Raw genomic sequence first — 13,925 nt, 5'->3', positions numbered from 1 at the left:
CCTCGGGGTGATCCGCAACGATCGCTACAACGGCGAGTACCACGGCCGTGCCAGCAGCCACTCGCTGGAGCTGTTCGCCCGCGGCCAGCACATGGCCGCCAGCGTGACCTTCGCCCACAGCCTGGAAAGCCCCGACGTGCTGACCGAAAAGGAAAGGCCGGTGTATTTCCGCCTGGACTTCTTCATTTGACCGCCTGATTCACGAGACCTGACATGGACGTCCGCCTGTTTGCCTTCCTGGCCCGCCAACGCTCGGCCGAAGTTCAGCCCCGTGAGCAATTTTGCGGCCTGCCCAAGCGCGGTCTGGCGTTCCTGTTGGCCAATGCCATGTTCTGGCAGCCGCTGTGGGCGCAGGCCGCCGAAGGCGTGGTGGTCAGTGGGCCGGGCACCAGCCTCGGCCAGGCGGGCAACGGCGTGCCGATCATCAACATCGCCGCGCCCAACGGCAGCGGGCTGTCGCACAACCAGTTCAGCGACTACAACGTCGGCCAGCAAGGGCTGATCCTCAACAACGCCACTGACCGCACCCAGGCCACCCAGTTGGGCGGGATCATCCTCGGCAACCCGAACCTGCAGGGCCAGGCGGCCAATGTCATCCTCAACGAGGTCAACGGCGCCAACGCCAGCCAGTTGCGTGGCTATACCGAGGTGGCCGGGCGAGGGGCGCATGTCATCGTCGCCAACCCCCACGGCATCACCTGCGATGGTTGCGGTTTCATCAACACGCCACAGGCCACGCTCAGTACCGGCAAGCCGGTGATCGAGGGCGGCCAGCTGACCCGTTACCAGGTCGACCAGGGCCACATCGCCATCGAAGGGGCGGGGATCAACGCCAGCAACGTCGACAGCTTCGAGCTGATTGCCCGCAGTACCAGGATCAACGCCGAGATCCAGGCCCGCAATCTGGCCATCGTCGCCGGGCGTAACGATGTCGATGCCCGCACCCTGGCGGCCACTGCGCGTGCTGACGACGGCAGCGCCAAGCCGAGCCTGGCGATCGACTCCAGCGCGCTGGGCGGCATGTATGCCGGCGCGGTGAGGCTGGTGGGCACCGAGGCCGGTGTCGGTGTGCGCCTTGATGGGCGGATGATCGCCAGTGGCGGCGATATCCAGCTCGATGCCAATGGCCAGTTGCGCATGGCCCAGGCCAGCGCGGACGGTAATGTGCGGATCCAGGCGGTCGGTATCGATGCGCAGGGGCCGGTGCATGCCGGCAAGCAGTTGCGGATGGAAAGCCGCGGTGACCTGGCCAACCGCCAGGGGCTGACCGCGGCGGGTTCGGTGCAACTGAACGCAGCTGGCCAGCTGAGCAACCTTGGGGGCATCCAGGCCGGCATACAGGCCGATGGCAGTCGCGCGGCCGACGCCGACCTGAGGATCAACTCCGGTGCCGCGGGCAACCGCAACCAGCGCCTGATCGCCAGTGGTGACCTGACGCTGACTACAGGCGGCCGTCTGGATAACCAGGGCGGCAGCCTTAGCGCCGGACGCCATGTCGACATCAACGCCGCAACGTTGGACAACCGCCAGCAGGGCAAGGTTGTCGCGGACGGGCGCATGACCCTGGCCGGTGGGCAACTGCTTAACAGCGACCGTGGCCAGATCACCAGCCAAGGCGCGCTAAACGCCACCTGGACCCAACTCGACAACCAGGCCGGCGAGCTGTCCAGCCTGGATGCCCTGGCGCTGAACCTTGGCAGCCTGGACAACCGCAATGGCAAGGTCCTGGCCAACCGGGGCATCAGCGTCACCAGTCAGGGCCTGGTCGACAACCGGACCGGCCGCATCGCCAGCCAGGCCTCCCTCGACCTGACCGCCCAGGCCCTGAGCAACGGCCAGGGCGGCCATATCAGCGGTAACCAGGCGGTCAACGTCAACGTCGGTCGGCTCGACCAGCAAGGTGGCCACCTGAGCAGTGTCACCGAGCTGACCCTCGATCTGAATCATGGCCGCCTGGACAATCGCGACGGCGAGATCGTCGCCAACCAGCTGCGTCTGCGCCAGATGGCCGATATCGACAACCAGCGTGGCGAGGTCTTCAGCAAGGGCGCCTTCACCCTGACGGGCCGCAGCCTCGACAACACCGGTGGCAAGTTATACAGCGAGCAGGCCCTGACCGTGCGCCTCGACCAGTTGCTCGACAACCTGGATGGCCTGGTCTCGGCCGACGGCCTGGATATCCAGGCCCTGACGTTGCACAACCAGGGCGGCGTGGTCACCAGCAAGTCCAGCCTGGTGTTGACCACCCGCGCAGCCATCGACAACCAGCACGGCGAGATCTCCAGCACCGGCCACGGCCAGTTAAAGGCAGGCAGCCTCGACAACCGTGAGGGCACGGTCACGGGTGATGCGTTGGAGCTGGTGGTCGCCCAGGCGGTGGACAACCGCCAAGGTGTGCTGGCTGCCGGCAAGGCAATGACGCTGAACGCTGCCAGCCTCGACAACCGCGAGCAAGGCAAGCTGCTCAGCGATGGCACGCTGACCGCCAAGGTCACCGGCCTGTTGGACAACCAGGCCAAGGGCCTGGTGAATGGCCAGGGTGCCACTGATATCGACGCGGGGCAGTTGGACAACCGTGGCGGCCGGGTGCAGGGCAAGGACCTGCTGACCCTGCACGGCCAGCATTGGGACAACCGCGGCGGCAAGATCGAGGGCGATGGCGCGATGACGCTGACCATTGACCACCTCGACAACCGCGACCAGGGCCTGGTCAGCGGCCAGGCCGGGGTGCGCTTCAATGGCACCGAACTACTCAACCAGCTCGGCATCTTCGGTGCGAAGGGCAACCTGGACCTGGTGGCTGCGCACCTGGATAACAGCGGTGGCAGCCTGACCAGCGGCGGCGATCTCGATGGGCAGGTCACGCACCTGGAACAGCTCGGCGGCAAGCTGTCCGCCGACGGCAAGCTGACCCTCAAGGGCGATTCGCTGGTCAACCGCCAGGGCGCCGTGCTGGGCGCCGGGCAGGGCATGCGCCTGACCGTGGGCAACGTCGACAACCGTGGCGGCGAGCTGTCCGCGGCCAAGGCGCTCAGCCTGACCGGCCAGCACCTGGACAACACCGGCGGCCAGGTCCTGGCCGACACCGACCTGTCGCTGACGGTGGCCGAGGTCATCAACCAGGCCCAGGGCCTGCTGCGCGGCAAGGGCCAACTGACCCTTGAGGGCCAGACCCTGGACAACCGCGACGGGCGTGTATCCGGCGAGCAGGGCGCGCGCCTGCGCCTGGGCCAGGCGCTCGACAACGGCAAGGGGCTGCTGACCAGCGAGGGTGACCTCGATATCGGCGCCGCCAGCCTCGACAACAGCGACGCGGAGCTGAGCAGCGCCGGCAAGCTCACCTTGGCCACCATCGGCAAGGTAGACAACCAGCGCGGTTCGATCACCGCCGACGGCACCCTCGACCTGCGCAGCGCCAGCCTGGACAACCGTGCCGGCGAGATCGGCGCGCAGGGAGCCATGGATATCGCCACCGGCACGCTGGACAACCGCGACAGTGGCCATGTGGTCGGCAACGACCGCCTGACCATCAAGGCTGGCCAGGTCAACAATGCCGGCGCAGACAGCCGCATCGACAGCGATGGCGCAATGAACCTGACCGCCACGGGTTTCGACCAGCAGGCCGGGCGCCTGCTGAGCAAGGCTTCGATCACCCTCGACCTGGGCCAGGGCGCATTGGTCAACCATGGCCTGATCAAGGCCCCGGTGCTGGTGCTGAACAACCTCGGCAGCGTCGATAACCAGCGCGGCGAGATCGTCAGCCCGCAAGGCTTCACGCTGGTGGCCGGTACGCTGGACAACCGCCAGGGTAAGTTGGTCAGCGATCAGGTTCTGACGGTGCGTATTGCCCAGGCACTGGACAATACCAAGGGGCTGGTCTCGGCCAAGGGCCTGGACCTGCGTGCCGCCAGCCTGGACAACCGCGAAGGTGAAGTCAGCAGTCGCGCCAGCCTGGTCCTGGCCATCGACGGTCGCCTGGACAATCGCCAGGGCACTTTGGTGGGCGACACCTCGCTGAAGCTCGACGCCAAGATCCTGGACAACAGCAAGGGCAAGATTTCCGGCAAGGGCCGTGGTGAGATCGAGGCCGCCACGCTGCTGAATACCGCAGGTTCGCTGGTCAGCCTGGAGCAGTTGCAGGTCAAGGGTGGCGAGCTGGACAACCGCGAGGCGGGCCTGCTCGGCAGCAACGGCGCGCTGACCCTGGAAGTTGATCGCATCGACAACCGTGGCGGCGAGATCACCGGCAAGGCCGCCGTCGGCGTGACCGGCACCTCGCTGGACAACAGCGACGGCGGCCTGCTGGTCGCCGGCACGGGCATGACCCTCGCCTTGCAGGCGCTGCTCAACCGCAACAAGGCACGTATCGAGGCCCAGACCGGCCTGACCCTGACCGGTCTGACCCTGGACAACGACGGTGGCCGCCTGACCAGCCAGCGGGACATGACCCTGACGCTGACCGGCGCGGCGCTCAACCGCCTCGGGCTGATCAGCGCCGAGGGCCAGTTGCTGATGGCCGCGCAAAGCCTGGACAACAGCACCGGCAAACTGGACAGCGCCGGCAGCCTGAAGCTGACCACGACGGGCGCGCTGCTCAACAAGGCTGGCGAGTTGCTCAGCGACAGCGATATCACCCTGGCCAGCGCCAGCCTGGACAACACTGACAAGGGTGTTATTGCCAGCAAGGGCGCGTTGGCCATTACTACCGGGCATCTGGACAACAGCCGCCAGGGCAGCATCAGCAGCAACCGCACCCTCGACCTGCACGCCGGCCAGCTGGACAACCGCGACGGCGGCCGCGTGGGCAGCCGCGAAGCACTCAGCGCGACGGTCACCGGCCTCGACCAGCAGGGCGGCAAGCTGTTCAGCGACACCTCGGTCCATCTCGACCTGGGCCATGGCCACCTGGACAACCGTGGCGGTCTGATCAACGCACCGTCGCTGGTGCTCGACAACCTCAAGACCGTGGCCAACCAGGGCGGCGAGATTTCCAGCGCGCAAGCGTTCACCTTCGCCGCCGAGCAACTGGACAACGGCAACGGCCGCTTGCTCAGTGACCAGGGCCTGCTACTGCGGATCAGCCAGCGCCTGGACAACCTCAAGGGCCTGATCGGTGGCAAGTCGCTGGAGGTTCATGCCGGTGTGCTGGACAACAGCGGCGGCACCCTGACCAGCCAGAGTGGCTTGCAGGTGACCGTAGAGGGCTTGCTGAGCAACCGCGACGGTGGCCGCATCGAAGCCAAGGACGCGCTCGCACTCACCAGCAAGGGCGTGGACAACCACGGCGGCAAACTGCTTGGCAGCAGCCTTGCACTGGACCTGCTCGGCGCCGACCTGGACAACGGCGCCGGCCTGATCACCACCGCCGGCCCACTGACCCTTGCCAACCTGGCCAAGCTGGCCAACCAGGGCGGCGAGATCTCCACCGCCCAGGCCCTGCGCGTGGAGGTCAGCGAGCTGGACAACCGTGACGGCAAGCTGATCAGCGAACAGACCCTGGCCATCACTGGCGGCGCCATCGATAACCGCAACGGCCTGGTTTCGGGCTGGAAAGGGCTGACCGTCACCGGCCAGAGCCTGGACAACCGCCAGCAGGGCACCCTGTCGAGCCGTTCCGGCGCCGTGCAGGCGACCGTGGCCGGCGCCCTGCGCAACAGCGACGGTGGCGCGCTGGTCGCCCAGCAGCGCCTGGACGTCAAGGCCGACAGCCTGGACAACAGCGCCAAGGGCATCCTGTCTAGCGGCAGCGGCCAGCAGCTGACCATCACGGCGGCACTGGATAACCATGAAGGCGGCCTGATCGATGCCGGTGAAAAACTGGTCATCAGCGCTGGTGCCCTCGACAACCACGGCGGTCGCGTGGCCACCCGCCAGGACCTGGGCCTGACCGCCGCGAGCCTGAACAACAACGACGGCAACCTCGCCGCCCAGGGCGCCCTGACCCTCGATCTGCTCGGCGATTTACTCAACCGCAAGGGCACGCTGTTCGCCGGCAAGGACCTGCTGATCCAGCGCGCCGGGCTGGTCGACAACCAGGCTGGCCAGATCGCCAGCCAGGGCCTGCTCAAGGTGCTGGCCGGCAGCATCGACAACAGCCAGCGCGGCACCCTGGCCGCCAGTGGCCCGCTCACGCTCGACAGCAGCGGGGCGCTGAGCAACACGGGCGATGGCCTGATCTACAGCCAGCAGGGTGACGTGAGCCTGCTGGCGGCAAGCCTGAACAACACCAAGGGCACCGTGCAGGCCAAGGGCGCGCTCACCGTGCAGGCCGCTGGCGTGCTCGACAACCAGGGCGGCAAGCTGATCGCCCAGGATGGCGCGCTCACCGTCACCGCCGATACCCTCGACAACCGCGGCGGTATCCTCGCCAGCCTCAAGCAGTCGCTGGGCGTGCGTACCACCGGTGTGCTGCGCAACGGCAGCGATGCCAATGGCCAGCGCGGCGTCCTCCAGGCCCTGGGCATCGATGTGCAAAGCGCCAGCCTCGACAACCACGGCGGGCGCATCGCGGCGCTGGGCGGTGATGCGCTGATCCGCACCGGGCAGCTGGACAACCGCGACGGCGGCATCTCCGCCAGCGGCCTGCTCAAGGTCACCGGCGCCAGCCTGCTCAACGGTGGCGACACGCGTGGCGAGATGGTCGGCCAGCGCATCGAACTGGGGCTGAGCGGCGCCCTGGACAACCGCGGCGGTGTCGTCGAAAGCGCCAGCACCCTGGCCATTACCGCCGCCAGCCTGGACAACCAGGATGGGCAGCTGCGTGCCGTGGGCACCAGCGGCCAGAGCCAGTTCGCCATTGGCGGGCTGTTCGACAACCGCAACGGCCAGGTGGAGATCGGCAGCAGTGACCTGACCCTCGGCGCCGGCCTGCTGCAGAACGTCGGTGGCAAGGTGCTGCACGCGGGCAAGGGCGTGTTCGACATCGACACCGCCAACCTCACCCGCGCCGGCGGCAGCCTCAGCACCCGCGGTGGGCTGACCCTGACCGCCGACAGCTGGACCAACGCCAGCGTGATCCAGGCCGGGCGCCTGACTGTCAATGTCAACAACCTCACCCAGACTGCAGGCGGCCAGTTGCTGGCACTCGACAGCCTGGTGGGCAACGGCGGCAACTGGAGCAACGATGGCCTGATTGCCAGTGACGGTACCCTCAGCCTGAACCTGGGCGGCAGCTATGGCGGCAATGGCCGGGTCAGCAGCCTGGGCACGCTGGGGTTGAGCGCGGCGCAGATGACCCTGGGCGCCAATGGCAGCGTCACGGGCGTGGGCAACACCACGATCAATATTGCGGGTCTGTTGAGCAACCAGGGGCGGTTGAGCACGGCGGGCGATCTGCTGGTCAATGCCGGCAGCCTGAACAACCTGGGGACGCTGGGTGGCAACCAGTTGGTGCGGGTGACCAGCGGCAGCCTGCTCAATGACCATGGGCTGCTGTTCAGCGGCGGGGACATGCAGCTGTATACCGACAGCCTGACCAACTTCTACGGGGATGTTTACAGCCTGGGTGGGTTGACGGTGGCGCGGGATGGGGCAGGCAGCAGGGCAACGCTGCTGGAGAACGTTTCCGGCAGTCTGGAAAGTGCCGGGGACATGTCCCTGCACGCTGCGACGATCAATAACCGGAAGGAGTTCATCAAGACTATTGATCGTTTGATCTCGGGGGCGATCGGCATGCGCTCCACCGCACGTGCCTCGGGCCATTACGTACTGCAGGAGTCTTTTGAGACCACGCTCGAAACCGATACACCCGCCTCGATGATTGCAGCGGGTGGTCGCCTGCAAATGGAGGGGCAAGCCCTCACCAACTCAAACTCGATCATGTCGGCAAGCGGTGATCTGATCGCTGACTTCACCACGTTCAACAACGTCGGGACGAGCTTTGGTTCGTTCAAGACGCTCAAGTCATTTAACGTAAGTGTTGGCGGGCGGGACTGGCTTGCTGCGGCTGCCCAGTACAATGCCGCAAATGATCCCGGCTATACCATGACCAACCTGAACTCCCGATGGGCCCGTGGGCCCGTGGCCAACTTCAGGCACTGGGATGCCGGATGGAATGAGTCTGTTGCCGTCCCGAGAATTTCCGGTTCGCCTCAAGCCTACGAAGAGTCATTCAGCCTGGGGTGGATCAATAGCTGGGGCTGGCGACACGGCGTGGGCTTTCTGAATGTTGCCCCGACTTACAATTCCGGCATTCGCGTTGCGTTGCCGGCGCAGGTCCAGAACTTCTTTGATACGCGTACCGTTGCCTTGCCTGGGCAGGCTGGCGTCATCAACGCGGTCGTGCAAGCAGGTGGCCGCGTGCAGATCAATGCCGCGCAGAATCTGACAAACAGCGTCATCCAACAGAGCCAGGCCATCGGCAGCCCGGTGGCCAAGCCTTTCGATCCGGTGCTGCCTGGCGCCACGGGAAGTACTCTGGTTTCGGTACATGCGCAGCTCCCTCCCGATCTTGCTCACCAGCAGGTCAATCCGTTGACGTTAGGTGGTTTTACGTTGCCTACCGGACAGAATGGATTGTTCCGACTGAGTGGGGAGGGCGGGAACTCGGCAATGGCTTCATCCCCAAGCTGGTCCTTTGGGACGTCTGCGATTTCCACAAGACAGCGTGAAGCGTTGGCGCCTCCGGTCGGTACGGGAATGTTGCAAGCCGGCGATGCTGTATCTACAAGCATTTCCGATTCCCAGATTGAGCGTGTCGGCCATCAAGCCAGCACCTTGACCGGGCAAGCCAGCCGTATTGGTGTGCTTGCACCGGTCGGTGCGTCTGTGGATGCCCAGGTGCCTCAACGTTTCCTCGGTGCGACAGGGCGCGAGCTGAGTGCTGTCAGTAACCTGGGTATCAGTGGCATGCCACGTATTCCCGGCGTGACCCCGACGCCAGGCAATCAATACGCCAGCAAGCCGCACAAGTACCTGATCGAGACCAACCCGGTCCTCACCGACCTTAAGCAGTTCATGAGTTCCGACTATCTGCTCGGCAACCTGGGCTATGACCCGGACCAGAGCTGGAAGCGCCTGGGCGATGGTCTTTACGAACAGCGCCTGATCCAGCAGGCGGTGGTAGCGCGTACCGGCCAACAGTTCATCGATGGCCAGACCTCCGGCGAGCAGTTGTTCAAGTACCTGATGGACAACGCCATCCGCAGCAAGGACCAGCTCCAGCTCAGCCTGGGTGTAGGCCTGACGGCCTCCCAGGTCGCGGCGCTGACCCATGACATCGTGTGGATGGAAAAACACCAGGTGAACGGCGAGGAAGTCCTGGTCCCGGTGCTCTACCTGGCCCAGGCCAACAACCGCCTGGCACCCAACGGGGCGTTGATCGCCGGCCAGGACGTACAACTGATCGCCGGCGAGAACCTGACCAACGCCGGTACTCTGCGCGCCAGCCGCAACCTGTCCGCCACTGCCGGCAACAACCTGGTCAACACCGGCCTGGTCCAGGCCGGAGAGCGCCTGGAACTGCTGGCCGGCAACAACCTGAGCAACAGCGCTGGCGGCATCATCACCGGGCGCGATGTGAGCCTCACGGCGGTCAACGGCGACATCATCAACCAGCGCGACCAGGTTCGCCATGCCATGTCCTATGGCGGTGTGACCAACCAATGGGACTACCTCGACAGCGCTGCGCGCATCGAAGCGTCCAATGGACTGACCCTGAAGGCCGGCCAGGACATCAAGAACATCGGTGGCGTGATCAAGAGCGAGGGGGACCTGTCGCTCAGTGCCGGCCGCGACGTGAGCCTGTTGGCGGTCGAGCAGCGCGAGGGGTTCTATAGCGGATCCCAGCGTAGCAGCACAGTGCAGCAACATGGCGCCAGCCTTGAGGCCGGCCGCGACCTGAGCATCGGCGCCGGCCGCGATCTCACCGCCGTGGCCAGCCAGATCGATGCGGGCCGCAACCTTACCCTGGCCGCGGGCGAGGACCTGAACCTGACCTCCGCTGCCAACGAAGCCCACAGCTTCAGCCGCAGCAAGAAAGTCACCCAGTCCAAGGACCAGGTCACCCAGGTCTTGACCACGGTCAAGGCCGGTGGCGACGTCTCGCTGTCCGCAGGCCAGGACATGGCCATCGTCGCCAGCCAGGTCAAGGGCAAGGGCGATGTCGACATCGACGCCGAGCGCGACCTGACCATCGCTTCCGCCCAGGACGAAAGTGCGTCCTACTACCTCAAGAAGAGCAAGGGCTCGTTCGGTCGCAGCAGCTCGACGCAGAAAGAGAGCTACCACAGCACCAACGTCGCCTCGGTGATCGAGGCCGGTGGCGACCTGACCGTCAACGTCAGCAAGAAGGACGGCGGCGGCATCGCCCTGGACGGTGGCCGCGATGTCTCGGTGATCGGCAGCCAGCTCAAGGCCGGCGGCGATGTCATGCTCGGTGCCACAGGTGATGTGGCGGTGCTGTCCGGCGTCGAGGAGCACGGCGAGTACAGCAAGAAGACCAAGTCCGGCTTCCTGGGGCTGTCGAAGAGCGGCAAGAGCCAGCTGCAGACCCAGGCCACGCAGGTCGGCAGCGAGCTGGATGCCGGCAACGACATCGTCATCGCCGCAGGCAGCGATGTGCGCCTGCGCGCCAGTGAGGCCAATGCCGGCAAGGACGTCGAGCTGCGTGCGGGGTTAATCGACAAGGAGGGTGACGTCAACCTGGTGTCGGCCAATGACACGGCCTATAGCCATTCGGAGCAGTACAAGAAGAAGACGGGGCTGTCGGTGTCGGGCGGTTTTGTTTCCGTGGCGTCGGCGAAGAAGGCCGGTCAGGAGGCGCAGAGCAGTACCAGCGTCGGCAGCCAGCTTACGGCCAGGCAGGACGCGAGCCTGAGTGCCGAGCGCGACATCAACGTCATCGGCAGCGGTATTTCGGCCGGGCGTAACGTAAGCCTCAACGCCGGGCGCGACGTGAACGTTGCCGCTGCGCAGAGCGAGCACAGCGAGCACCAGTGGTCGAGCGAGAAACGCACAGGCCTCGGCGTCTCCGGCGATGACAATGGCGTCAGCGTGTTCCTCGGCAGCGAACAGCAAAAGGCCAAGGACCGCCTCGAGCAGCAATTGGCGGCGGCCAGCCAGGTCAAGGCCGGGCAGGACCTGGGTATTCGTGCTGGACGTGATATCAACCAGACCGGCTCCGACCTCAAGGCTGAGCACGACATCAACCTCGATGCCGGCCGCGATATCAACATCGATGCCGCCCGCGAGCGCTTGCTGGTGGAGCACGAGCGCGAGCAGAAGAGCCAGGGGCTAGGGGTCACGATCAACCATAACCTGGGTAAAACCAAGGATGCGCTCGAAGGCGCCGGCAAAGGTGAGAACGGTGTCAGCCAGACCTCCAGCACTTTGCGTGCAGTCGACGCTGTCAGTCAGTTCTTTGCCGGGCCTACCGCCGATGTGAAGCTTGGCACCACCAAGCAAGGCAGCCGCGAGCGGGTGGTCGAGGAGAGCCAGCGTGGCTCAACCCTGGATGCCGGGCACGACATCAACGTCAAGGCCGGCAACGATGTCACCATCAAGGGCGGGCAGTTGCAGGCGGGTCGGGACATCAGCATCAGTGGTCGGGATATCAACCTCGATGTGGCCAAGGGCAGCTTCAGCCAGGAGAACCAGCAGACCCAGAGCTGGGGCGGTATCCATGGCGGAACCACTGGCGGGATCAAGCTGGGGGCAGGTGGCAGCTATGGCGTTGCCGACCAGGACAGTGTCCAGGGTACTTCGACCGCGAGCCAGCTGAACGCAGGTCGTGACGTCAAGTTCGATGCCCGCCGTGACGTGAACGTGGTCGGCGGTCAGGTCAGTGCCGGGCGCGATATCGACATTGCCGCGGCCAATGACATCAACATCCGCTCGGCGCAGAACGACAGTAACAGCCAGAACACCCGCCATAACGGTGGTGGCGAGGCGGGGTTGGCGTTTGGCGAGGGCAAGGTCGGTTTCTACGCCAGTGTCGATATCGGCAAGGGCGACCTGAAGCGCGAGGCCGAGCAGCAGCAACAGGCGTTCCTGTATGCCGGGGACCAGCTGAAGTTCAGCAGCGGCAAGGACACCACCATCGCCGGCGCGCAGATGCGTGGCGATGAGGTGATCGGCCGTGTGGGAGGCGATCTCAAGGTCGCTTCCGTAGCGGATACCGGCAAGGTCGAGGGCAAGGAGTTCGACCTGAGTGCGACGGTATCCGTGGGTGTCGGCGCCAGTGTCAGCGGTTCGGTGGGCTACGGACAGACGACCGGCAAGACCAACTGGGTCCAGGACCAGACACGCATCACCGGTGGGAACAAGGTCGACATTCGCACCGAACACCACACCCAGCTCGATGGCGCGTTGATCGCCGCCGACAATGGCAACCTCAAGCTCGACACCGGCACGCTGGGCTACAGCGATATCGCCGGCAAGGACAAGGAGCACGGTTATTACCTCAACGTTGGCGGCAGTTGGTCGCAGCGAAGCGGCGGCAAGTCCGAAACCCACGGCAACCTCAGTGGCTGGGAATATGAAAAGGACCGTGAGCAAATTGTCCGTGCCACCGTGGGTGCTGGTGAGGTTACCGTGCGCCAGGATGCAGAGACTGGCAAGGACTCGGTAGCCGGGCTGAATCGGGATCTGGACAAGGCTTACGAGATCACTCGGGACAGCGAGTCGCGTACTGATTTGTATGTGTCGGATACCTCTGTCAAGGCGGTATTGAACCCGAAGAAAACCCTGGAGCAGTGGCAGAAGAGTGCGGCCAAGTATGGTGAGAACAGTGAAGAGGCCTTGCAGCAACTGGGTGACCTGTTCCTGACTGTAAAAGCACTGGGCGCAGGGGTTGATGCCGATGCGGTGAGTCTTGCCGTGGGCATGGCTGCATTCACTCGTCAGTTGGGCAGTCGCAACGAAGAAACACGTAGCGCGGTGGTTAATACCGTTCTAGGCAGGATTACCCAGGGCTCATCGGGTAAAGAGTTCGACGCGGTTGCCCAGCGCCTGATCGACTTGGCAGGTAACGACCCACAAGCGGCCCTGAAGGTGTTGGCCGTCTTGGATTCCGCCAATCATCAAAAAGATGGGCGAGCGAACTTCGTGCCCGTTGCTGCAGTGGGTGCGGCCTTGGTTGCGGGGCTTGGTGTGTCACTAAGCTTGAGTCAGGGCTCGCCAGAGCGCCAAGCGGATATGCGCGCCGCCGCATCAAGCATGTTCGATGCCATTGAGGCATCCACTACGGACATGAGTAAGAGAGCGGAGTTGATGGTGGTGCTCTCGGGCCTTGTCTTTGGTACGCCCGCCTTGCCGATCCATGAGCTTGACCCACGGGCGAAAATCTACGAAGGGATGCTGGCTGAGAAAAATCGCCAGAACCCATCCAGCGGGGGATTTGCAGAAGGCGGGCAGGTGGCAGTGACTCCGCATACAGGCGGCAAACAGCTTGATGGGCAATCAGGTACTGGAGCTTATGTCACCCCGGAGCATCAGCAAAACCCAGGGCTGGTGTTCAATGAAAATGCTGGCTACGATTTTAAACCTGCAGATAGAAGTGGTATAAATTTTGACACCAGTATAGTCAACAAGCCTAATGGCGCGCTGGAGATTGAGTTGTCAGCGCGTCAGAAGTTCGATAAGAATGGTGAGATAGTGGATAGCAAGTTTGCGCACACCGACTTAGTGGCACGTTATGCACCAGAAACGGGTTTGTTCATAGACTGGTATGGCACAACCGTAAAGGGTAGGGGTATTGGCACGGAACTGATATCTCGGGCGATTGAAGAGGTCGGGCCGACACGTGTTAAGCAGGTATCCGCGACGCTGGGAAATGACAATCGACAAGCCTACCAAACTGCCCGGGACGCAGGTTTGCCAGCTGATCAGGCGGTATGGGGTACTCCTTTAGGTAAAACAATGTCCTCGCTTGGTTTCAAGAATGTCGAGGTGACATCAAGTTATTCGGTTAGCTTCCGGTATTAGAG

1 protein-coding gene and 1 pseudogene are annotated in these 13,925 nt (G+C 64.3%); both read left to right on the top strand.

Translation table 11 applies throughout. The features are described 5' to 3' along the window. Nucleotides 1–190, top strand: a pseudogene (locus tag DMX06_RS23470) (ShlB/FhaC/HecB family hemolysin secretion/activation protein); the annotation flags it as partial. Nucleotides 191–213: 23 nt separating this feature from the next. Further along, nucleotides 214–13,923 (top strand): hemagglutinin repeat-containing protein, encoded by a 13,710-nt coding sequence (locus DMX06_RS23465; protein WP_110739573.1) that lies wholly within the window; start codon nt 214–216, stop codon nt 13,921–13,923. Nucleotides 13,924–13,925: the final 2 nt, after the last annotated feature.

The sequence above is a fragment of the Pseudomonas mosselii genome, assembly GCF_003205295.1.
Lineage (GTDB): Bacteria > Pseudomonadota > Gammaproteobacteria > Pseudomonadales > Pseudomonadaceae > Aquipseudomonas > Aquipseudomonas mosselii_B.
Note: the sequence above shows the minus strand (reverse complement) of the source record. Positions and strands in the feature narration are given on the sequence as shown.